The organism is Streptomyces sp. 11x1, assembly GCF_032598905.1.
In the GTDB taxonomy this organism is placed as follows: Bacteria; Actinomycetota; Actinomycetes; order Streptomycetales; family Streptomycetaceae; genus Streptomyces.
On record NZ_CP122458.1, the window covers coordinates 2,610,355 to 2,630,723 of the forward strand.

Genomic DNA, 20,369 nt, shown 5'->3' on the forward strand with positions numbered 1-20,369 from the left:
TCAGGGGGGATTCAGAGGTGCTCGGAGAGGGCGTTCGGAGGTGCTCGGGGGTGTGTTCCTCGCCGTGTCCGGGCGCCTCGGGGCACAGGGACATGGCCGCGTGGCGCGGCGACGGTGACGACGGGACGGTGACGCTGACGGTGACGGAAGCGGTGAAGGTGACGGTGGTTCAGCGGGCGGCGGGGGGTGCCGTGCTCCCCCGTACCTTCAGTTCGACGGGGAGGGTGTGCCGGGACGCGGGCGGGACCTCGCCCCGGGAGACGTACTGGAGGAGTTGCGCGGTGGCGGTGCGCCCGACGTCGTAGGCGGGCTGGTGGACGGTGGTCAGCGACGGGTTGATCAGCGAGGCGGCCCGGATGTCGTCGAAGCCGACGACGGACAGGTCTTCCGGCACGGACAGCCCTGCCTCGCGCAGCGCGGCGAGCGCGCCGAACGCCATCAGGTCGTTGGCCGCGAACACGGCGGTGCGGTCCGCGAGTCCGCCGTCGTCGAGCAGTTCGGCGACCAACCGGTACCCGGACTCCTCCTTGAAGTCGCCCGTCCGCTCGACGACATCGCCGTGGAAGGCCTGGCGGAAGCCGTGCGCGCGGGCCGCCCCGCTCCTCAGGTCGCGGGGGCCGGTCAGCATCAGGGCCCGGCGGTGGCCGAGCGCCCGCAGATGCTCGCCGACCAGCCGGCCGCCCACCTCGTGGTCGGCGCTGGCGATGAGCGCCCCGCTCAGGCCCTCCACCTCCTCGTCGGCGAGCGCGATCGGGAACTTGCCCATCAGCGCCTCCAGCCGCCTCCGGGACGGGGGCGACCCAGAGGCGTACACCATGCCGTCGATGAACCGGCTGCGGATCATGCCGAGGTAGCGGTCCTCGCGGTCGGCGTCGAACTCGGTGTTGCACAGGATCAGCCCGTACCCGAGGTCGTGGGCGGCGTCCTCGGCGCCTTTGGCCAGCTCGGCGAAGAAGGTGTTGCTGATGTCCGGGATCAGCAGGCCGATCACGGAGGTGGCACCGGCCTGGAGGCTGCGGGCCAGCGACGCGGGCACGTACCCGAGCCGGTTGACGACGCTGCGCACCCGGGCGGCGGTCTGTTCGTTGACGGGCCGGTTCCCGCTCAGCACGTGCGAGACGGTGGTGGGGCTCACCCCGGCCGCCGCGGCGACGTCCTTGATGGAGGCGGCCCGGCGCACGGCGGGACGGTCGTGGGCGGTGTCGCGGGTCAGATCACGGGTCATAGTGCTGCACCGCCCTGCCGTGCGAGGTGTCGAGGATCCGTGCGACGCGCGCGTCCGCGTCGGCGAGCATTGCGGGTTCGTCGACGGTGAGGAGCCGTCCGTCGCGCATCAGCACCCGCCCGTCGACGATCACCGTGCGGACGTCGGCGGCACGGGCACTGTAGACGAGCGCGGCACGCGGGTCGTGCAGCGGACGGCAGTGCGGGCCGGACAGATCGGTGAGGACGATGTCGGCGCGCATGCCCGGCTCCAGCGCGCCGATCCGGTCCTGGAGCCCCAGGGCCCGGGCCCCGCCCCGCACGGCCGTCCGCAGGGTGTCGGACACCGTCATCCAGGTGGCGTCCCGCACCGCCTGCTTCTGCGTGAGCGCGACCAGCCGCAGCGCCTCCCACACGTCCAGGGTGTTGTGCCCGGCGGCCCCGTCGGTGCCTACGGCCACCGTGATCCCGGCGCCCAGCAGGTCGCGGACCGGGGTCAGCGGGGACAGCGCGTGCTTGAGGTAGACCTTGGGGCAGCAGGCAACAGCCGTCCGGTCCGCGTACTCGGCCAGCAGCGGCAGGTCCCGCTCGACGATCCCGCAGCCGTGCGCGATGAGGGCACCCGCGTCCAGGACACCGGTGTCGTGCAGCACCCGGATCGGGGTGATCCCTCGCCGCTCCAGGCTGGACTCCGTCTGCTCCAGGTGCTCGGCGGCATGGATGTGCACGCGCACCCCGAGCCGCCGGGCGTGGTCGGCGAGGGTCCGCAGGTCCCGGTCGTCGACGGTGTAGGGGGCGTGCGGCCCGAGCGAGACGGTCACGCGGCCGTCGGCCCCGCCGTGCCAGGTCTCGGCGAAGGCGACGGTGGCCTCCAGCGCCTGGGCGCCGCCACTGCTGAAGTAGGTGGGCGCGATGTCGGCGCGCAGCCCCGCCTCGGCCACCGCCTCGGCGATGCCCTCGGGGAAGAAGTAGTGGTCCGCGAAGGTGGTGACGCCCGACCGGATCATCTCCGCACAGGCCAGCAGCGCGCCGGCCCGCACGTCCTCGGCGGTCAGGTTGGACTCCATCGGCCACACCCGGTCGTTGAACCACCCCTCGACCGTCACGTCCTCGGCCGCGCCCCGCATCAGCACCATCGGGCTGTGCGTGTGCGCGTTCACCAGACCGGGCAGGGCCAGCAGCCCTCGCCCGTCGACCACCTCCGTGCCCGGCTCGTCCGGGCGCTCCGCCTCCGTCGGCCGGACCTCCACGATGACGCCGTCCGCCACCACGATGTCCCGCGCGGGCAGGACGTCGCACTCGCCCTCCACGGGGACACGCAGCACGTCACAGCCGCGCACGAGGAGGCGGGGGCGGGTGACGGAAGGGGACGTTCTGTCGCTCATGCGACACAAGCTAGATATCCAAAACGTTTTGCACAACAAGGAGACGCTTCGGACATCGGAAGGGTCTCGGGACGGCAGGACGGAGGCTTGTGGCCGGAGACCGGAGCCGAGAGCCCGGGCCGGCGGACCGAGGGCTTGTGGCCGGAGGCCCGGAGAACCGGGCTGAGACCGCCGCATCCCAGGAGGCGCGATGGCTCGGGGGGGAGGCCGGAGGCCGGGGCACGGAGGGCCGGCGGCGCAGGTCCCGGAGGACTTGAGGACCTGAGGCCCGCGGCCCGGAGGGTCGTGGCGTGTCGGCTCAGGGCCGTGGTGGCGGCGGGCGGCGCCGTCCCGCGCCCCGGGCCGGGCGCGGGACGTGTTTCGCTACGACAGCTGGGACTGCACCTGGCCGGAGATCAGCTCCAGGTGGTCCAGGTCGTCGAGGTCGAGGATCTGGAGGTAGACGCGCTGGCAGCCGATGGCCTGGTAGCGGCCCAGCTTGTCGACGACCTCGGCCGGGGAGCCGGCCAGCCCGTTGGCCTTGAGCTCGTCGACCTCGCGGCCGATCGCGGCGGCGCGCCGGGCGACCTCGGCGTCGTCCTTGCCCACGCACACGACCAGGGCGTTCGAGTACACGAGGTCGTCACCCTTGCGGCCCGCCTCCTCCGCGGCCTTGCGGACCCGGCCGAACTGGCGCTCGCTGTCCTCGATCGAGGCGAACGGCATGTTGAACTCGTCGGCGTACCGCGCGGCGAGCCGCGGGGTACGGACCGCGCCGTGGCCGCCGATGAGGACCGGCAGCTTGGCCTGCGCGGGCTTGGGCAGCGCGGGCGAGTCGGTCAGCTGGTAGTGGGTGCCCTCGTACGAGAACGTCTTGCCGACCTCGGTGGCCCACAGACCGGTGACGATGGCCAGCTGCTCCTCCAGACGCCCGAACTTCTCCTTGGGGAACGGGATGCCGTACGCCTTGTGCTCCTCCTCGAACCAGCCCGCGCCCAGGCCGAGCTCGACCCGGCCGCCGGACATCTGGTCGATCTGCGCGACCTGGATGGCGAGCACACCCGGCAGGCGGAAGGTTCCTGCGGTCATCAGGGTGCCGAGGCGGATGCGTTTGGTCTCGCGGGCGAGGCCGGCCAGGGTGATCCAGGCGTCGGTGGGGCCGGGCAGGCCGTCCGACGAGCCCATGCGGAGATAGTGGTCGGAACGGAAGAACGCGTCGAATCCGAGGTCCTCGGTCGCCTTGGCGACGGTGAGGAGGGTGTCGTAGGTCGCCCCCTGCTGGGGCTCGGTGAAGATGCGAAGATCCATGCCTCCATCCTGCACGCTCACCCCCCGGTCAACGGCACCGGTAGCACTGGTGCCTTGGGGCCACGGTCGGGTGAAAATCCGTCAATCCGGCGCCCGGGACCGACGGCGTCAGTGACCGGCCGGAACGGTGATCGTTGCTCGGGAGGAGCCGGACCGCCCGGCACCCGTCGCCGGCGGCCGCTGCCGGGACGCCCGCACCACGTGCCCCCTCGGGGGGCGAGGGCCGAGGAGGCCGTCACATGTCCCAGGAAGCCGTGCCGGAGCAGGCTGCCGTGCCTGCGCAGCCGAAGGGTCTGCTCCAGCAGATGGAGGAGCTGATGGCTGCCCTGAACGCGGACCTGTCCCAGCTCGACGCGGAGTTCTCCGCACCGCGGGCCGCCTCCACGGAGGAGAGCGGATCCGCCTGAGGCTCTCCGAGCCACGATCCCGACGCCCGGCCGTGCGTTTCCGGCCGGGCGCTCGCCGTGTTCGGGGGCCTCGCCCCTCGCCCGCCCGCCGAGGCGCGTTCTTCGACTGCGGGTGAGTGAGGGTTCATCGCGCAGTTCCCCGCGCCCCTAGAAGCAGGCGACTGCCCGTCCCCAGCGGCTCACCCCGCCGCCGCGTCTCTCTCCGACAGGACCTGGTCTCTGACGGCCAGGCGCCGGAGCATTTCCAGCACCCGGTCCCGTGCCTCGTCCGCCGCGTCGATCGCCTCCATGCACTGCCAGTACGTCGCCTCGTCGTCCGCCCCGCTCGCCAGACCCACGAGCGCGATGCCGACCTCGCCCAGCAGGCCCCCGAGCCGCAGCAGCGACTCGTGGGCGTCGCCCAACTCGGTGAGCTGGGCGGCGCGTAAATCGCCCACACCGAGCGGCGGGGCGCCGAGTATGCCGCAGCCACTGCCGGCCAGCTCGGTCAACCCCAGGGCCTCACCCCGCAGTTCGGGAGGTCCCGAGACCGCGAGACGGCTCCCGATCGCCTGGGCGAGGGCATAGGACTGCCACGCCTCCGCCATGATCTGAGGTCCCTCGACGCTGCCCGCCAGAGCACGCCCACTCGCGAAGATGAGCCGCACCGCATCCATGCGCTGCCCCCGACTTTCCCCGACGCGCTCTCACACGTCCGCCCGAACTCCTGCCTGTTCATTACCCACAGTGAGGGTCGCTGAGACAGAAAGCCAGAGGAAGCCTGAAATCTGTGGATAACAAGTCGACTGTGGACAACTTTTCAACTCCGGAGAGTGACAACCGGATGAGGGCGCTCAGCGTCGAGCGTCCTCAGGGTCGCCCCGGTGCCGGAAATCTCCGTTCGTTGCGGTCGATCTTCGCATCCAGCGCTGACAACAGGTCGATCCCCAGCACCTCGCAGAGCTGGAGCAGATAGGCGAGCACGTCGGCCACCTCGTCCCTGACGCGGTGGGCGGTCTCCGGGTCCGACATCACACGAGCCGACTCCTCCGGCGTCAACCACTGGAAGATCTCGACGAGTTCGGACGCCTCGACGCTCAGCGCGGAGACCAGGTTCTTGGGCGTGTGGTACTGCTGCCAGTCGCGGGCGGCGGCGAACTCGGCGAGCCGCCGCTGCAGCGCCGCCAGGTCCGGCTTCCGCTCGGGCCGCTTCCGCCCGGCCCCAGGACCTTGCCCCGTTTCGGACTCGGGGCCTTGCCCCGTCCGGGATTCAGGATCTTTCACGGTTCAGGTCTACCACCGTCACCCCCGCCACTCCCGCGGCCCAGGAGGCGTCGCTCACCGCGCCGACGAGCCGGATGTGCCCGCGTTCGCACATCCGGGCCGCCAGCCGCACCAACTCCCCCGCCTGCCGGGGGTCCAGGGCCCGGTCGAAGCCGTCGGCGAGGACCGTGAGCGTCTGCAGAGCCGCCGGCACCTCCGCGGCCTGGTCCACCTCCAGCACACCGGGCCCGGTGAACAGCACCAGCGACAGCGCGAGATACCTCAACTCGCCGTCGCCGAGCAGGCCCAGGGCCGTCCGCACACCGTCCCCCCGGTCCAGCACCGCCCGTACCGCGCCGTCCCGCAGCGGCTCGGCGAGCAGATCGAGGACCGGCCCCGCACAGCCCTCGCGCACCGCGCCTACGAGCAGCGCGTGCCGTCGGCCGCACTCCGTCCGGGTACGCCACAGCACATCGGCGAGGTTGTCGCAGCCCCGCAGCAGCCGACCGGAGCCGAGCGGCACGGCGGCGCGCATCCGGCCGGGGCGGGGATCACAGGCGTAGACCGAGCGGAGGGCGACCACCATCTGCTCGGCGGCGGCGAGGACCCGGCGCTGGCCGTCCGTCTTGCCGGCGACGCGGAGCGGAAGTAGTGCCGTACCGAGGCGGTCGTCGGGCAGGGGGCCGCGGGTGACCGGTGAGGAGCCGGCCGTGTGCCAGGCGGCCTGGACCACGGGGCGGCTCGGGTCGACGAGCGCCGTCTCCAGCAGGGTGAGCCCACCGCACGTCAACCGCTCGCCCACGACGCGGAGTTCGGGCTCTGCCTGGACGGCGATGTCGAGGTGCACGGGCCCCTCGGGACCGTCGGCCGTGCAGCCGATCCGGAAGCCGCGGCGCCGCTGGGCGTCGGGACGGGCCCGTTCGGGGACGCAGCCCAGCGGGTCGGGGAAGACCTCGTCGAGGCCGGCGCCACCACCGAGCCCGGCCAGCGCCTCGTACGCCCTGAGCGCGGTGGTCTTGCCGCTGCCGCTGCGCCCCGCGAGGAGGGTCAGCGGCCCCAGCGGAAGGAAGGCGTTGCGGTGTCCGGCGAAGGCGGAGAGCCGCAGTTCGGTGACGCACGGCCGTTCCGGACGCGCCCCGGCGTCCACGCCGGGCACCACCGGCGAAAGGGATGACACGGTCATATGCGGACACTAGGAGCCCGCGCCGCAGACAAACCGTTCCGCCGAGTGGATCTTCCTACGATCGAGGGAGCGCCCGCCGGGAACGAGGGCGCCCCGCCCGCACGGACAGCGCCCCGAACCCCCGCAAGCGCCCTGTTTGCCACGCACCACGAACCAGGCGCCAGGAACCACGCGCCGTGAACCACACGCGATGAACCAGGCGCCGCGAACCACACGCCGCCCACCCCGAGCCCCGACGCGCCACGTTCAGGCTCGCCCCGCCGCGCGAACGCCGCGCGCGTCAGACCCCCGGGATCCCGGCCCCCTCCATCAGCCCCCGCACCTCGGTCCCCGGTGGCGTGAGAAGGAACACGTTCCGGTCGACCCGGTGCATCCCGGATGCCAGGCCGAAGACGACGCCCGTGCTGAAATCCAGCACACGCTTGGCGGTGTCACTTTCGGCGCCCGACAGGTCCAACAGCACCGGAACGCCCGCCATCAGCGTCTCCGCCACCTCACGGGCGTCCGCGAAGACGTTGACGCGCAGCACCACGAAGCGGCGCCGGGCCTCCGTCTCGGCTTCCGGTATGGTCCGATGGCCGACCGCGGACGGCCAGGCGTCCCGGCCCCGCAGCGGCACGACCTGGGCGAGCCCCTCCCACTGTTCGTCGGTGACATCGTGGCTGTTCACCCTGTTCACCGGCCTTCCCCCTGGCTCGCACTGAATGACTGCATCGGCCAATTCTTACGCATGGTCACCCGTTCGGCCCAACAGCGACACGGACCGCGACTCCTCCGTCCCGGCCGGCAGCCGGAACCCACCCTCACAGCCCCTCACGCGGCCATGTGTGGCGGGCGTAACGCCTCATGATCGGATCATGTGACACAGGCGTAACGGGCAATTCGTACGATCGAGCCTGCCGGGCGGCGATCCGGCGACTGAGCGGCAGCCGACCGGCAGCCGTACCAGAAGGCAACCGGCCATCGTGCCGGACAGCGAACGGCCATCGCCCCGGACGGCGAGAGCTTTCACGCCGGACGACGAACGGCTGTCACGCCGGACAACGCAGGCCGCCGCACCGACAGCGCCCGGTGGACCGACCGGACGACCAAACGGACGAACGGACGAACGACCGGACACCCCGGACGCCGACAGAGAGGGGCCGCCCGTGGCCGCGCAGGGCCCGCAGAGCACCACGACACAGGTGCGGACCGTGTGCTCGTACTGCGGTGTCGGCTGCGGCATGCTCCTGGACGTCGGGATGGGCCCCGACGGCCGGCGCACGGTGCTGAAGGCGTCCGGCGACAAGTCCCACCCGGCGAACTTCGGCCGCCTCTGCACCAAGGGCGCGACCACCGCCGACATGCTCGCCGCACCGGGCCGCCTCACCACCGCCCTCGTGCGGGACGACCGGGGCGACGAACCGGCCCCCGCGCCCGTCTCCGACGCGATCGCCGAGACGGCCCGGCGGCTGCGCGCGATCATCGACGAGCACGGCCCCGACGCGTTCGCCTTCTACGTCTCCGGCCAGATGAGCCTGGAGGCCCAGTACCTGGCGAACAAGCTGGCCAAGGGCTTCATCCGGACCAACCAGATCGAGTCCAACTCCCGGCTGTGCATGGCGAGCGCCGGCACCGGCTACAAGCTGTCGCTGGGCGCCGACGGCCCGCCCGGCTCCTACGAGGACCTGGACCGGGCGGACGTCTTCCTCGTCATCGGCTCGAACATGGCGGACTGCCACCCGATCCTGTTCCTGCGGATGATGGACCGGGTCAAGGCGGGCGCGAAACTGATCGTCGTCGATCCGCGCCGCACGGCGACCGTCGAGAAGGCCGATCTGTTCCTGCAGATACGTCCGGGCACGGACCTCGCCCTCCTCAACGGCCTGCTGCACCAGCTGCACGCGAACGGGCACACCGACGCCGACTTCATCGCCGCCCACACCGAGGGCTGGGAGGCGATGCCCGACTTCCTCGCCGACTACGCGCCGGACGCCGTCGCCGACATCACCGGCATCCCGGCGGACGACATCCGCGAGGCCGCCCGGCTGATCGGCGAGGCCGCCGAGTGGACGAGCTGCTGGACCATGGGGCTCAACCAGTCCACGCACGGCACCTGGAACACCAACGCGCTGGTCAATCTGCACCTGGCGACCGGTGCGATCTGCCGGCCGGGCAGCGGCCCGTTCTCGCTCACCGGCCAGCCCAACGCGATGGGCGGGCGCGAGATGGGCTACATGGGGCCGGGGCTGCCGGGTCAGCGGTCCGTCCTCGTGGACGAGGAGCGGGCGTTCGTCGAGGAGCTGTGGGAGCTGGCGCCGGACAGCCTGCGCAAGGACGGGGTCGGCAAGGGCACCGTCGAGATGTTCCAGAAGATGGCCGACGGGGAGATCAAGGCCTGCTGGATCATCTGCACCAACCCGGTCGCCTCCGTGGCCAACCGCAAGACCGTGATCGAGGGGCTGGAGGCCGCGGAGTTCGTCATCACCCAGGACGTCTTCGCTGACACCGAGACCAACGCCTACGCCGATGTCGTCCTGCCGGGCGCTCTGTGGACCGAGTCCGAGGGCGTCCTCATCAACAGCGAGCGCAACCTCACCCTCGCCGCCCCCGCCGCCGACCCGCCGGGCGAGGCGATGGCCGACTGGCGGATCATCGCGGCCGTCGCCCGGGAGATGGGCTTCGAGAAGGGGTTCTCGTACGACAGCGCCGAGCAGGTCTTCGAGGAGATCAAGCGGGCGTGGAACCCGAAGACCGGCTGGGACCTGCGCGGCGTGACGTACGACCGGCTGCGGTCGGGGTCCGTGCAGTGGCCCGCGGCTTCGGAGGACGGGCCGACGCGCAACCCGATCCGCTACGTGGTGGGAACCGGCGACGCGAACGGTGACGGGGCCGCAAACGGTGACGGCGCGGCGGGCGGCGAGGGCGGGACCGGTCGGGGGTTGCTCTTCCCCACGGCCAGTGGCCGGGCCGTGTTCCACGCACGTCCGCACCTGCCGCCCGCCGAGATGCCGGACGACGACTATCCGTTCGTGCTCAACACCGGGCGGCTGCAGCACCAGTGGCACACGCTGACGAAGACCGGCAGGGTCGCCAAGCTCAACAGGCTGAACCCGGGGCCGTTCGTGGAGGTGCATCCGCGGGACGCGCGTGAACTGGGCGTCGCGGACGGGGACTCGGTGGAGGTCGCCTCGCGGCGGGGACGGGCCGTCCTGCCGGCCGTGGTCTCCGACCGTGTGATGCCCGGGTGCGTGTTCGCGCCGTTCCACTGGAACGACCTCTTCGGGGAGTACCTGAGCATCAACGCGGTGACGAGCGACGCGGTGGACCCGCTGTCGTTCCAGCCGGAGTTGAAGGTGTGCGCGGTGTCCCTGGCGAAGGTGGCCGCGCCGACGAGGTTCGCGGCGCCGGCCGGGAGCGAACCCACCGGCACGCCGACGACGGCCCAGACGACAGCCCCGACGACAGCCCCCGTACCGGCGTCCCCGCTCCCCGTATCGGCGTCGGTCGCCGTGCCGACTCAGGTCGCCCTCGGTGCCAACCCGTTCGGTCTCGAACCCTCGCCGCCTCCCGTCCTCTCCGCCCAGGAGCGGCAGTACCTCACCGGGTTCCTCGCCGGGCTCGGGTCCGGGGTGCAGGGGGTGCCCGTGCTCCCGGCGGACGCGCCGTTCGCGCCCGAGCACGCGGTGTGGGTTAACGGGGTGCTCGCCGGGATGTACTCGCGGTCGACGGCGCCGAGCGCGGAGCCCGCCGCCGTCGAACCGGCCGGACGCGAGGTCGTCGTGCTGTGGGCCTCGCAGACCGGGACGGCCGAGGAGTTCGCGACGGCGGCCGCCGAGCATCTGGGGGCGGCGGGGCACCGGGCGACGCTCGTCGGGATGGACGAGGCCGCGCCGGACCGACTGCCGCTCGGCGCCGACCTGTTGCTGATCACCAGCACCTTCGGGGACGGCGACGCACCCGACAACGGTTCCGGGTTCTGGGACGCGCTGTCCCGGCAGGAGGCCCCCCGCCTGGACGGCGTGCGCTACGCCGTGCTGGCCTTCGGGGACTCCTCGTACGACGACTTCTGCGGGCACGGTCGTCGACTGGACGCCCGGCTCGACGAGTTGGGCGGGGTGCGGCTGGCCCCGCGCACGGACTGCGAGCCGGACTACGAGCCGTCGGCGGACGCCTGGCTGGGCCAGGTCATCACCGCGCTCGGCAAGGGGACGGACGGGGGCGAGGGCCCCGCGGAGGGCGGACCCACGGCCGCGGGAACGGCGCCCCAGGGCTCCGTCACCATTGCCCCTCCCCGGGTCACCACACCCACGTCCACGCCCGCCCACCGCTCCGCGAGGCCCGCGCCGGCCACCGCCCGGCTGGTCGGCAACCGGCTGCTGAGCCTGCCCGGAGCGGGCAAGGAGGTGCGCCGGTTCACCTTCGACACCAGCGGGACGGGACTGTCGTACGAGGCGGGCGACGCGCTCGGGGTGCGGCCGGTCAACTCCCTCGGCCTGGTCGCCGAATGGCTGGCAGTGACCGGTCTGGACGGCTCGGCTCCCGTGACCGTCGACGGGGTCGGCGAGGTGCCGTTCGCCGAGGCGCTGCACCGGCATCTCGACATCACCCGGATCACCTCGGACCTGCTCCGCTTCGTCTCCGAACGGACCCGGGACAACCGGGAGCTGAAGAAGCTCATGCGTCCGGACAACAAGGACGGGCTGGCCCAGTGGTCCTGGGGACGACAGGCCGTCGACGTGGTCGCCGAGTTCGCGGTACGCGCCTCCGCCCAGGAGTGGGCCGGTGTCTTCAAGAAGCTGCAGCCCCGTCTGTACTCGATCTCGTCGAGCCCGCTCGTCGACCCGCACCACATCTCGCTGACGGTGTCGGTCGTGCGGTACGAGAACCTGCACGGGCGCCCGCGCGGCGGGGTCTGCTCCCCCTTCCTCGCGGACGGCGAGACGGGCCTGGAGGTGCCGGTCCACGTCCAGCGCTCGCCGCACTTCCGGCCACCCGCCGATCCGGTGACCCCGATGATCATGGTCGGCCCCGGCACCGGTGTCGCGCCCTTCATCGGCTTCCTCCAGGAACGGCGGGCCCTCGGCCACCGGGCGCCCAACTGGCTGTTCTTCGGGGAGCAGCACCGGGCGACGGACTTCTACTACCAGGGGGAACTGACGGAGCTTCAGGAGTCGGGCGTGCTCAGCAGGTTGGACACCGCCTTCTCGCGCGACCAGCGCGCCAAGGTCTACGTCCAGGACCGGATGCGCGAGCACGGCCCCGAGCTGTGGCACTGGCTCCAGGACGGCGCGCGCTTCTACGTGTGCGGCGACGCCTCCCGGATGGCGAAGGACGTCGACCGGGCCCTGCGGAACATCGCGATCACCCACGGCGGGATGACCGAGGACGAGGCGGCCGCGTACGTGAAGCAGCTGGCCACGGAGAAGCGGTACGTGCGGGACGTGTACTGAGCGGGTGCCGGCCGGGCCTGTTCGCCGAGCGGGGCCCGACCGGTCGCGCCGCCCGGGTGACACGCGCCTGCGCTCCGCTCAGATCCAGCCCTGCTGCCACGCGCGGTGCGCCGCCGCATGCCGGGTGGGGGCACCCAGCTTGGACATCGCGGCCGAGAGGTAGTTGCGGACCGTGCCCTGGGCCAGGTGGACCTCGTCGGCGATCTCGGCGACCGAGGCGCCGGTGCGGGCCGCGCGCAGCACCTGCAGTTCGCGCTCGCTGAGGGGGCAGTCGTCCTCGGTGAGGGCGGACGCGGCGATGTCGGGTCGACGTAGCGGCGCCCGGCGGCGACGTCACGGATGATCTCCGCCAGCCGGGCGGCCGGGGTGGTCTTGGGCACGAAGCCGCGCACCCCGGCCAGGAGCGCCCGGTGCAGCACCGCCGGACGGGCGTGCCGGGTCATCAGCACGACACGGGTGGGCAGTTCGGCCCCGATCTCCTCGGCTGCGCGCAGCCCGTCCGTCGGCGGCATCTCCAGGTCGGGCACCGCGATGTCCTGGCGGAGTTCGCGGGCCATCCGCACCGCTCCGGTGGACGTGGACGCCTCGGCGACGACCGCCAGATCGTCCTCCAGCGCCAACAGGGCGACCAGGGCGCCACGGAGGAGGTCCTCGTCGACGGCGATGAGCAGCCGGATCATCGGGCCGCTCCCTTCGTACGGTCGTGCGGATGCGGACGCCAGGCCGCCGGAGCGGTCGCGTTCGGGGCGCTGGCCGCGACCGGGCTGGTGCTGGACGCGGACCTGGGCCGGTATCTGATCGCGGCCGACTGGTTCTGCCACGGCGTATGGGACCTCGCCCATCTGAGGATGCGTCGGCTCCGGGGCGTCGTGGCCCCCACCTTCGCCGACTGGTGCGCGGTCGTGGATGTGGTGGTCGCCGTGGAGCTGGTGTTCCTCGCGTGACGCGTACGCCCCCGTGAGCCCAGAGGCCCGCAGCCACCCGGAGTCCGCAAAGCACGCAGCGCCACCCAACCGCCAACGCCCCGGCGCCCCCCAGCTCTCCCACCGCTCCCAGCACCCCCAGCCCTCCCACCACCCCCAGAGACGACTTTGCCATCTCTTTACAACGCACCCCGCCGCTGTCTCGTCTCTCCGCTCGGTACGTGACGCCGCCGCACCCCGGGCAACGGGCCGCGCGGTAGCCCGCGAAGCCGTTCGACAGACCCGATCCAGACGAGAGAGAGCGACCCATGCGCCGAACCGTCCTCAGTGCCACGGCACTTGCCGTCACCGCCGTGCTGGCGACCGCGCTCCCCGCCTTCGCCGACGACACGAGCCCGTCCGCCGTACCGCAGGAGGCATCCAAGGCACCGACCCCCGTCCCGACCGCCCCCGCCACGGACCATCCGTCGGACACCGCGCCCACCAAGGCCACGGACGACAGTGTCGCGAGCCCGGCACCGAGCCAGGTCTCCGTCGTCCCGAGCGGAGCCCCCGACACCGGTACGGCGCCGGAGTCGCAGGGGGCCAGCGGCACGGCCGTGCTGGCGGGCACCGGTGCCACCGCGCTGCTCCTCGGCGGCGGCGCGGCCGTAGTCCTCGTACGCCGCAAGCGGGCGAACGAGGCGTGACACCGCTCTCCAGGCGCGCCTTCGCCATGGCGGCGGCCGCCGCGCTGTCGGTGAGCTGCGGGGGTGGCCGCGCCGACCACGCCACGACCAAGCCTTCCGAGGGCGGCGCGACCCCACATCGGTCCTCGCCGTCCCCGCCCCCGTCGCCGACACGCGGCGCGGCACGCCCCCTGGCCCGTTCGGTCCCGGTGCGGCTGCTGATCCCGGCCATCGAGGTCGACACCCCGGTCATCCGCCTGGGGCTGGCCCCGGACGGCACGGTGGAGGTGCCGCCGGTCACGGAGCACGACAGGGCGGGCTGGTACCGGCACTCGCCGACGCCGGGCCAGACCGGCCCGTCGGTGATCCTGGGCCATGTCACGGTCGGCCCCTACGGCGACGGCGTCTTCCGCCGGCTCGCCCGGCTGCGGCGGGGCGAGCGGATCGAGGCGCGCCTGGAGAACGGCACGACAGCGGAGTTCGCCGTCGACTCCGTACGCACGGTCGCCAAGGCCGACTTCCCCGTGAACGACGTCTACGGCAACGTGAACCGCCCCGCGCTGCGCCTCATCACCTGCGGCGGCCCGCGCACGGGCGAGGAGTACCGGGACAACGTGATCGTCTTCGCGACGCTGAGCCCCACGGCCCGGTGACCAGCGTCCCGCCCGCCCCCTCCCCTCCCTTCCTCCCTTCCTCTTGTCGCACCATCACGACCATGGAGAGCGTTGAAACGGTCCCGCGAGAAGGCCGCGTCCGAGTTGTTCGCCGCCCTCTACCCACGCCTCGCCGGCTGGTGCCGTCGGCTGGTCGACGACGACGAGACGGCCCACGAGATCGCCTCGGAGGCGTTCACCCGGCTCTGGGCCCGCTGGACGTCCGTGGCGGAGCCTCACGGCTTCCTCTACGTCACCGCGGCCAACCTCGTACGGGACCACTGGCGCAAGCTCGAACGCGAACGCAAGGCGATACACCGGGCCACCGCCGAGGCCGCGGTGCGCCCGCGGTACGACGACGCCGAACAGTCCGACCCCTCGGTGCGGCTGCTCGTGCGGTCGCTGCCGGAACGGCTGCGCGTACCGATCCTGCTGCACTACTACGCTGACATGCCGATCCGGGAGGTGTCCGAGCTGACCGGACGCAAGGAAGGAACCGTCAAGGCCGACCTCCACGCGGCCCGCGAACTGCTCCGCGCCCACCTGAGGAGAAGCCTTGATCACACGCCCTGACGAGGGCCCGGACTTCGAGCCCGACGACCCGCTCACCGTCCTCCTGCGTCCCCCGGCCGACCGCCTCGGCCCACCGCCGGGCCGTTACGAGGCGATCCGCCGCACCGCCGCCCGCCGCCGGCTGGCCCGGGCCGCGGCCGGTGCCGCCGCGGCCTGCGCGGTCGTCACCCTGATCGCCCTCCCGCTGCGGCTCGGCGGCGACGAGGCCCCCGCGAGCCCTTCGGTCCCCCTGGCCCCACCCCCCGCGACCAGCACCTCCCCGTCACCGACGCCGACACCCACACCCACATCGGCACCGACACCGTCGCGCAACCCCGACCCCCGATCGGGCAGCGACAGCCCCGCGACCCCGGCCCCCTCGGCCCCACCCAGCAAGACCGCTACCGACACCACCGCCCCGTCGGCGCCCCCGGCCGAGGCCACCCGTCCCTCGGCTCTGGACAGCACCTCCGGCACGCCCTGATCCCCGCCCACGCGGCGGCGCCGTGGTCAGGTGTCGCCGCCGCGTGATCTACGCCACGAAACCTCTTAGTAGAACAGTAGAAAACGCCCCATCACCCGGCGCGACGACCGTTCCTTGGGTACGGTCGTGACAGCAGATCCAGAACGGCCGGTGACGGAGCCCCGCATGAAGCTGAGTCGGCGCGTACGCGCGGGTGGCCCCCTCGGCCATCTGCTGCTCGTCGCCGTCCTCGCCTTCAGCGTCTTCGCGATGCACAGCACGGGGCATCCCGGCGAGCCCGCACACTCCGTGGACGCCGCCTCGCACGCCACTGCGACACATACGACAGCGCGGGGTCCGGGGCCGTCGTCGACGGCGCCGGGTCCGGGGCTGTCGTCCTCGCACGAACCGGCCACGACCATGGACATGCAGTCCCTCTGCGTGACGATCCTGCTCGGCGCATGGGCTCTCACCGTCCTCCTCAAGTCGGCGTTCACCCGCCGTCATGAGGAGTGGGCGGCACTTCTCGCCCAGGTCGCCGCGATCGCGCGACCCTGCCCGCCGCCGCGCGGGCCCGATCTCACCCGTCTGTCAGTTCTGCGGCTGTAGGCCGAACCGCCCACGCGGGGCCGCGCATTGCGCGGCCCCGCGGCTCCGCCTGCCCACGAACAGCCAAGAACGCACACCACGAGGTGAATCGACCATGACTGCCTTCACGCGTACCGCTCGCCGGACGCGCCTTCGCCGCGCCTGCGCCACCGTCGGCATCGTCGCCGTCGGCGCCCTGCTCCTCACCGCATGCGGCGACGACATGGACGGCATGGACCACGGCAGCGGCAAGAGTTCGCCGTCCGCGTCCGGCGACGCCGGATCGTCCGACGCCGGGTCGTCCGACACCGGATCCGGCGACTTCAACGACGCGGACGTCACCTTTGCGCAGATGATGATCCCGCACCACGAGCAGGCCCTGGACATGGCCGAACTCGCCGACGGCCGGGCCTCCGACGCGGAACTCAAGGAGCTCGCCGAGCAGATCGAGAAGGCCCAGGCCCCCGAGATCAAGGCGATGAAGGGGTGGCTGCGGTCCTGGGGCAAGCCGACGACCGTCGAGTCCATGCCCGGCATGGACCACGGCGGCGGCGGCGACGGGATGATGTCCGACGCGGACATGCAGCAGCTCAAGGGCATGAAGGGCACCAAGTTCGACAAGATGTTCGCCGAGATGATGATCCAGCACCACAACGGTGCCATCACCATGGCCGAGGACGAGCAGAAGGACGGCAAGAACGGTGCCGCCGTGAAGATGGCGGGTGACATCGTGAAGGGCCAGACCGCCGAGGTCGAGCAGCTCAACGACATCCTCGACCGACTCTGAGCGCCCCCGGCGCGGGCCGACGACGGGCCCGCGCCGGTCCTCACGCGGGCAGGCCGTCTACAGGCCATCTACTATGCCCCTGCGTACGCGCCTACGTGCGTACACGTCAACAGCCAGAAGGAGCAGGGGCCATGAGACGGCTGGGGGAACTGGAAGCGGAGATCATGGACCGCCTCTGGACGTGGAACCGTCCGGCGACGGTGCGCGAGGTCGTCGACGATCTCAACAAGACTCGTCCGCTCGCCTACACCACGGTCATGACGGTCACCAACATCCTCTACAACAAGGGCTGGTTGCTGCGGGGCAAGCAGGGCCGCGCCTGGCTGTACACCCCCGTGCGCAGCCGCGAGGCGTACGCCGCCGCGCTGATGGAGGACGGTCTCGACGCGAGCAAGGACCGGCCGGCCGCGCTGGTCCACTTCGTGGAGAACATGACGGAGGAGGAGCAGGCCGCCCTGCGCAAAGCGCTGCGCGCGGTCGGACGGCAGGCGAAACCGTGAACGCGGCTCCACTCCTGCTCGCCTACACGGCGGCGGTGGGCTTCGTCGCCCCTCCCCTGGTCCTGCGCGCCGCATGGCCGCACCGGGCGCCCGCCCTGGCCCTGCTGGTCTGGCACACGCTGACGCTGTCCTTCGTCCTCGGGATCGCGCTGACCGCGTACCACCTGCTGATGCCCACCGAGCACACACACCAGGGACTCCTGGGCCTGCTGCACTCCTGCGGACTCGACCTGGGCGCGAGCGGACCCGCATACGACGCCGCGGGCCGCCTCGCGGTCGCCGTTCCCACGGCGCTCGGGACGGCACTCGCAAGCGCCTTCGCCTTCCATGTCGTACGAGCCCGGCGCGCGCGGAACCGGCACCGGGAGGCGGTGGATCTGGTCGGCCGCCGCTCCGAGCGGCTGGGGGCCACCGTCCTGCCGTACGACGTGCCCGCCGCCTACTGCCTGCCGGGCCACCGGCCCCGGATCGTGATCAGCGACGCGGCCGTAAGGGAGCTGAGCCCCGAACAACTGGCGGCGGTCCTGGCGCACGAACGGGCCCACATCGCGGGCCGCCACCATCTGGTGATCGCCGCCGCGGAGGCGTTCCACTCGCTCTTCCCCCGGCTCTCCCTGGCCCGTCACGCCCGCGCGCAGACGGCACTCCTGCTGGAGATGGTCGCCGACGACCACGCCCTGCGCGCCCACTCCGACGGGGCCCTGGCGAGCGCGATGTACGAGATGGCAGCCGCCCGGACCCCGAAGGCCGCCTTCGCGGCGGGCGGCCCGGCGGTCCTGATCCGGATCCGGCGGGTGCTCGGGCCGCGCCGTCCCACGCATCGCGCGTTCTGGGGTTCCGTCGCCGCAGCGACCGCGACCGTCCCGCTGTTGCCACTGCTCGTCACCTGCCCGCTGGGCGCCGCGTGACGCGGATGTGGCCGCCCCCGTCGTCGCACGGCCTCTTGGGACCCAACTCCGCAAGGTGTGAAGCTCGTTCGGGTCAGACGGTCATCACCAGGAGCATCGTCGCCATCGAGCCGCCCATACCGATGTGACCGGCCAGGCGGGCGTTCGGGACGGACAGCACGTCAGGGGTGCGCGACGCCCTGCGGTGGCGGGCCCGGGCGGCCGACCCGGCGGACGATCCGCCCGGCTCCCGCAGCCGCGCGCGGACGGCCAGCGCCACGGACGCCAGGAAGTAGGCGGCCAGGACCCAGAAGGCGACGCGCCACACCATCGCGGAGCCCGACGCGGCGGCGGCCTCGGTGACGCCATGGGCTCCCATGCCCTCCATCCCGCTCATGCCTTCCATCCCGGCAGCGCCCCCATGGCCGTGCCCGGAGGAGCCGGCCAGGGCGAGCGTCGGTCCCGAGGCGGCGCCGGGCATGGCCAGGGTCATCACCACCATGGCGGCACTGCCGATCACGAGATGGGCGCCGTGCCGCAGCTGCCGCACACCGCCGAGTACGGCATGCCGGACGGACAGGGCCACGCCGCCGAGACAGAGCAGCCCGAACAGGGCCGCCCACCACACGCCGTACGTGCCGTAGAGACTCGCGGTCGGGGGCGCCGCCATGACGGCCATCCCCACACCCATGACCACCTCGGCCCCTGCCTCGTACCGGACCCAGCCTCTGACCAGTGCCAGCCGTACGAGGTTCCCGACGGCCGCCCCGGCGCCCAGCGCCACCAGCGCCCAGCCAAGAAGGTGTCCAGCCACGTCGCCACCCCTTCACGGGGCCGGAGATCCGGCTCACCGATCGTCGACTTCTACGTACCCGCTTAGTACGCAGCGACCGCCCATCCGTCTCAGACGGGTGAACCGAACCGCCTCCAGGGGTACCCGAGGCGCCCAGGCGCACCCCTGGCCATATACCCCCCAGGGGTATAACCTGGCAGCGAGCCCGACCACGGGCCACCAAGGGCGGAGAAGGAGGAAGAGGTCATGGACCACACGGACCACAGGACCGGCCACGACGGCACCACCCACGACCACACCGGGCACACCGACCCGCAAGGAAGCCACGAAGGTCATGGAGGCCACGAAGTTCATGCAGGCCATGGAGGGCACGGAGGGGCCTCCTGGGCGACGGCGGCGAAGGCCACCCTGCACTGCCTCACCGGGTGCGCCATCGGCGAGATCCTGGGCATGGCCATCGGCACGGCCCTGAGGTGGGGCAACGTACAGACCATGGTCCTGGCCATCACGCTCGCGTTCCTCTTCGGCTACTCCTTCACCCTGTTCGCGGTGCGGCGGGCCGGCCTGGACCTCAAGAGCGCGATCAAGGTGGCCCTGGCCGCCGACACCGTCTCGATCGCCGTGATGGAGCTGGTCGACAACGCCATCATCGCCCTCACCCCGGGCGCGCTGGACGCCCACCTGGACGACGCCCTGTTCTGGTCAGCCCTCCTCGGCGGCTTCGGGGTCGCCTTCCTCATCACCACGCCGGTCAACAAGTGGATGATCGGCCGGGGCAAGGGCCACGCCGTCGTGCACGCCTACCACTGAACTCGACGCCAGGCGTGACGGACCTTCAGCCGCCCGAACCCCATGGCCCCGGAGATCCGGATCACCGGCCCGCCGGAGCGGGAACGCCTCGGGGCCCGGTAGCGCAGGTCCTTCCACCCCGTAGTCACACCCTCGACGTCGACGACCGCGTCACGAGGCACCGTGATCCTGGCTCCGCCGGTTCCGAGTTGAAGCTCGATGTCGACGACCGGATGCTCGATGATCGCCCGCGACAGATCCAGCCGCACCCTTCCGTAGGCGGACCCGACCTTGAGGACCCGAGGCACCCGCCACGCACCGCGCCGCTTGATCCGTCCGCCCGCGGCGCCGATCGTCGACGCGGCACCCGGCTCCTCCTCCGGGAGCGAGGCCAGGGCTGTCACGAGTTCACCGCGCACCTCGGCGGTGAGCACGCGATGCAGGCGTTCGTCCAACTCCTCGTGGGAGATGAGCGCTTCGGCGTACGCCGTCTGCAGGCGCCGCACGGCCGTTTCACGGTCACCCTCACCGATCGGCTGCGGCGAGTCCTCCGGTAAAAGGGTCACCGTTTCACCCTACTGCCGGGCAGACGATGCGCCCCCTCCTCACCGAACGGGCGAGGCCGCG

Annotated in this window: 21 protein-coding genes and 1 pseudogene; 12 read left to right on the forward strand and 10 right to left on the reverse strand. The window is 72.3% G+C overall.

Going from position 1 to position 20,369, the window contains the following annotated elements:
- Positions 1 to 169: 169 nt before the first annotated feature.
- The 3 genes from P8T65_RS11380 to P8T65_RS11390 form a co-directional block, all read right to left on the reverse strand.
- Positions 170 to 1,225: a LacI family DNA-binding transcriptional regulator gene (locus P8T65_RS11380; protein WP_316725305.1), complete on the reverse strand. Its 1,056-nt coding sequence runs from the start codon at positions 1,223 to 1,225 to the stop codon at positions 170 to 172.
- Positions 1,215 to 2,588, reverse strand: coding sequence for an amidohydrolase (locus P8T65_RS11385; protein WP_316725306.1), 1,374 nt, complete (start codon positions 2,586 to 2,588; stop codon positions 1,215 to 1,217). Before P8T65_RS11385 ends, P8T65_RS11380 begins: the two co-directional genes overlap by 11 nt.
- 363 nt (positions 2,589 to 2,951) lie before the next feature.
- The gene (locus P8T65_RS11390; protein ID WP_316725307.1) at positions 2,952 to 3,875 is read right to left on the reverse strand and encodes an LLM class F420-dependent oxidoreductase; all 924 of its coding nucleotides are present in this window, start codon (positions 3,873 to 3,875) and stop codon (positions 2,952 to 2,954) included.
- Between the two features lie 239 nt (positions 3,876 to 4,114).
- Between P8T65_RS11390 and P8T65_RS11395 the strand changes: the two genes are divergently transcribed.
- The gene (locus P8T65_RS11395) at positions 4,115 to 4,282 is read left to right on the forward strand and encodes a hypothetical protein (RefSeq protein ID WP_316725308.1); all 168 of its coding nucleotides are present in this window, start codon (positions 4,115 to 4,117) and stop codon (positions 4,280 to 4,282) included.
- 179 nt (positions 4,283 to 4,461) lie between these two features.
- On the opposite strand, the gene P8T65_RS11400 is transcribed toward P8T65_RS11395, so the two are convergent.
- The 4 genes from P8T65_RS11400 to P8T65_RS11415 all read right to left on the reverse strand — a co-directional run bounded on the left by P8T65_RS11400 (position 4,462) and on the right by P8T65_RS11415 (position 7,377).
- The gene (locus P8T65_RS11400) at positions 4,462 to 4,938 is read right to left on the reverse strand and encodes a DUF6099 family protein (protein WP_316725309.1); all 477 of its coding nucleotides are present in this window, start codon (positions 4,936 to 4,938) and stop codon (positions 4,462 to 4,464) included.
- Positions 4,939 to 5,131: 193 nt separating this feature from the next.
- Positions 5,132 to 5,449, reverse strand: coding sequence for a nucleotide pyrophosphohydrolase (locus P8T65_RS11405; RefSeq protein ID WP_221523938.1), 318 nt, complete (start codon positions 5,447 to 5,449; stop codon positions 5,132 to 5,134).
- A gap of 82 nt (positions 5,450 to 5,531) precedes the next feature.
- The gene (locus P8T65_RS11410; protein WP_316725310.1) at positions 5,532 to 6,707 is read right to left on the reverse strand and encodes an ATP-binding protein; all 1,176 of its coding nucleotides are present in this window, start codon (positions 6,705 to 6,707) and stop codon (positions 5,532 to 5,534) included.
- 280 nt (positions 6,708 to 6,987) lie between these two features.
- Positions 6,988 to 7,377 (reverse strand): cell division protein SepF, encoded by a 390-nt coding sequence (locus tag P8T65_RS11415; protein ID WP_184903789.1) that lies wholly within the window; start codon positions 7,375 to 7,377, stop codon positions 6,988 to 6,990.
- A 478-nt stretch (positions 7,378 to 7,855) separates the two neighbouring features.
- Here P8T65_RS11415 and P8T65_RS11420 point away from each other — a divergent pair, with 478 nt between their 5' ends.
- Complete coding sequence (locus P8T65_RS11420; RefSeq protein ID WP_316725311.1) at positions 7,856 to 12,139, forward strand: bifunctional nitrate reductase/sulfite reductase flavoprotein subunit alpha; 4,284 nt, start codon at positions 7,856 to 7,858, stop codon at positions 12,137 to 12,139.
- A 78-nt stretch (positions 12,140 to 12,217) separates the two neighbouring features.
- Here the strand turns inward: P8T65_RS11420 and P8T65_RS11425 are convergent.
- Positions 12,218 to 12,819, reverse strand: a pseudogene (locus P8T65_RS11425) (DNA-binding response regulator).
- Between the two features lie 87 nt (positions 12,820 to 12,906).
- Between P8T65_RS11425 and P8T65_RS11430 the strand changes: the two are divergent.
- The 9 genes from P8T65_RS11430 to P8T65_RS11470 all read left to right on the forward strand — a co-directional run bounded on the left by P8T65_RS11430 (position 12,907) and on the right by P8T65_RS11470 (position 18,181).
- Positions 12,907 to 13,083 (forward strand): hypothetical protein, encoded by a 177-nt coding sequence (locus P8T65_RS11430; protein ID WP_316725312.1) that lies wholly within the window; start codon positions 12,907 to 12,909, stop codon positions 13,081 to 13,083.
- A 287-nt stretch (positions 13,084 to 13,370) separates the two neighbouring features.
- Positions 13,371 to 13,751 (forward strand): sortase-dependent protein, encoded by a 381-nt coding sequence (locus tag P8T65_RS11435; protein WP_316725313.1) that lies wholly within the window; start codon positions 13,371 to 13,373, stop codon positions 13,749 to 13,751.
- Entirely contained in the window at positions 13,748 to 14,383 is a 636-nt protein-coding gene (locus tag P8T65_RS11440; RefSeq protein WP_316725314.1) for a class F sortase, read from the forward strand. The genes P8T65_RS11435 and P8T65_RS11440 overlap by 4 nt, the downstream gene beginning before the upstream one ends.
- Positions 14,384 to 14,455: 72 nt before the next feature.
- Positions 14,456 to 14,956, forward strand: coding sequence for an RNA polymerase sigma factor (locus tag P8T65_RS11445; RefSeq protein ID WP_316725315.1), 501 nt, complete (start codon positions 14,456 to 14,458; stop codon positions 14,954 to 14,956).
- Positions 14,940 to 15,419, forward strand: coding sequence for a hypothetical protein (locus tag P8T65_RS11450; RefSeq protein WP_316725316.1), 480 nt, complete (start codon positions 14,940 to 14,942; stop codon positions 15,417 to 15,419). Before P8T65_RS11445 ends, P8T65_RS11450 begins: the two co-directional genes overlap by 17 nt.
- Before the next feature lie 165 nt (positions 15,420 to 15,584).
- Complete coding sequence (locus tag P8T65_RS11455) at positions 15,585 to 16,007, forward strand: hypothetical protein (protein WP_316725317.1); 423 nt, start codon at positions 15,585 to 15,587, stop codon at positions 16,005 to 16,007.
- A 94-nt stretch (positions 16,008 to 16,101) separates the two neighbouring features.
- Positions 16,102 to 16,773, forward strand: coding sequence for a DUF305 domain-containing protein (locus P8T65_RS11460; RefSeq protein WP_316725318.1), 672 nt, complete (start codon positions 16,102 to 16,104; stop codon positions 16,771 to 16,773).
- 131 nt (positions 16,774 to 16,904) lie between these two features.
- Complete coding sequence (locus P8T65_RS11465; RefSeq protein WP_045562083.1) at positions 16,905 to 17,273, forward strand: BlaI/MecI/CopY family transcriptional regulator; 369 nt, start codon at positions 16,905 to 16,907, stop codon at positions 17,271 to 17,273.
- The gene (locus P8T65_RS11470; RefSeq protein WP_316725319.1) at positions 17,270 to 18,181 is read left to right on the forward strand and encodes a M56 family metallopeptidase; all 912 of its coding nucleotides are present in this window, start codon (positions 17,270 to 17,272) and stop codon (positions 18,179 to 18,181) included. Before P8T65_RS11465 ends, P8T65_RS11470 begins: the two co-directional genes overlap by 4 nt.
- Positions 18,182 to 18,254: 73 nt before the next feature.
- Here P8T65_RS11470 and P8T65_RS11475 read toward each other — a convergent pair whose 3' ends face one another.
- Positions 18,255 to 18,974 carry a DUF5134 domain-containing protein gene (locus P8T65_RS11475; RefSeq protein WP_316725320.1) on the reverse strand — a complete coding sequence of 240 codons (720 nt, stop codon included), beginning with the start codon at positions 18,972 to 18,974 and terminating at the stop codon, positions 18,255 to 18,257.
- 225 nt (positions 18,975 to 19,199) lie between these two features.
- Here P8T65_RS11475 and P8T65_RS11480 point away from each other — a divergent pair, with 225 nt between their 5' ends.
- Positions 19,200 to 19,763, forward strand: a complete 564-nt coding sequence (locus P8T65_RS11480) for a DUF4396 domain-containing protein (RefSeq protein WP_316725321.1) — start codon at positions 19,200 to 19,202, stop codon at positions 19,761 to 19,763.
- Here the strand turns inward: P8T65_RS11480 and P8T65_RS11485 are convergent.
- Positions 19,754 to 20,308, reverse strand: coding sequence for a DUF1707 domain-containing protein (locus P8T65_RS11485; RefSeq protein ID WP_316725322.1), 555 nt, complete (start codon positions 20,306 to 20,308; stop codon positions 19,754 to 19,756). The genes P8T65_RS11480 and P8T65_RS11485 overlap by 10 nt on opposite strands.
- Positions 20,309 to 20,369: the final 61 nt, after the last annotated feature.

Excerpts from the sequence above, each read along its gene's own strand:
- P8T65_RS11380 (WP_316725305.1), bottom strand. The coding sequence starts at position 1,225 with ATGACCCGTGATCTGACCCGCGACACCGCCCACGACCGTCCCGCCGTG.
- P8T65_RS11385 (WP_316725306.1), bottom strand. The coding sequence starts at position 2,588 with ATGAGCGACAGAACGTCCCCTTCCGTCACCCGCCCCCGCCTCCTCGTG.
- P8T65_RS11390 (WP_316725307.1), bottom strand. The coding sequence starts at position 3,875 with ATGGATCTTCGCATCTTCACCGAGCCCCAGCAGGGGGCGACCTACGAC.
- P8T65_RS11395 (WP_316725308.1), top strand. The coding sequence starts at position 4,115 with ATGTCCCAGGAAGCCGTGCCGGAGCAGGCTGCCGTGCCTGCGCAGCCG.
- P8T65_RS11400 (WP_316725309.1), bottom strand. The coding sequence starts at position 4,938 with ATGGATGCGGTGCGGCTCATCTTCGCGAGTGGGCGTGCTCTGGCGGGC.
- P8T65_RS11410 (WP_316725310.1), bottom strand. The coding sequence starts at position 6,707 with ATGACCGTGTCATCCCTTTCGCCGGTGGTGCCCGGCGTGGACGCCGGG.
- P8T65_RS11435 (WP_316725313.1), top strand. The coding sequence starts at position 13,371 with ATGCGCCGAACCGTCCTCAGTGCCACGGCACTTGCCGTCACCGCCGTG.
- P8T65_RS11455 (WP_316725317.1), top strand. The coding sequence starts at position 15,585 with ATGAAGCTGAGTCGGCGCGTACGCGCGGGTGGCCCCCTCGGCCATCTG.
- P8T65_RS11460 (WP_316725318.1), top strand. The coding sequence starts at position 16,102 with ATGACTGCCTTCACGCGTACCGCTCGCCGGACGCGCCTTCGCCGCGCC.
- P8T65_RS11465 (WP_045562083.1), top strand. The coding sequence starts at position 16,905 with ATGAGACGGCTGGGGGAACTGGAAGCGGAGATCATGGACCGCCTCTGG.
- P8T65_RS11480 (WP_316725321.1), top strand. The coding sequence starts at position 19,200 with ATGGACCACACGGACCACAGGACCGGCCACGACGGCACCACCCACGAC.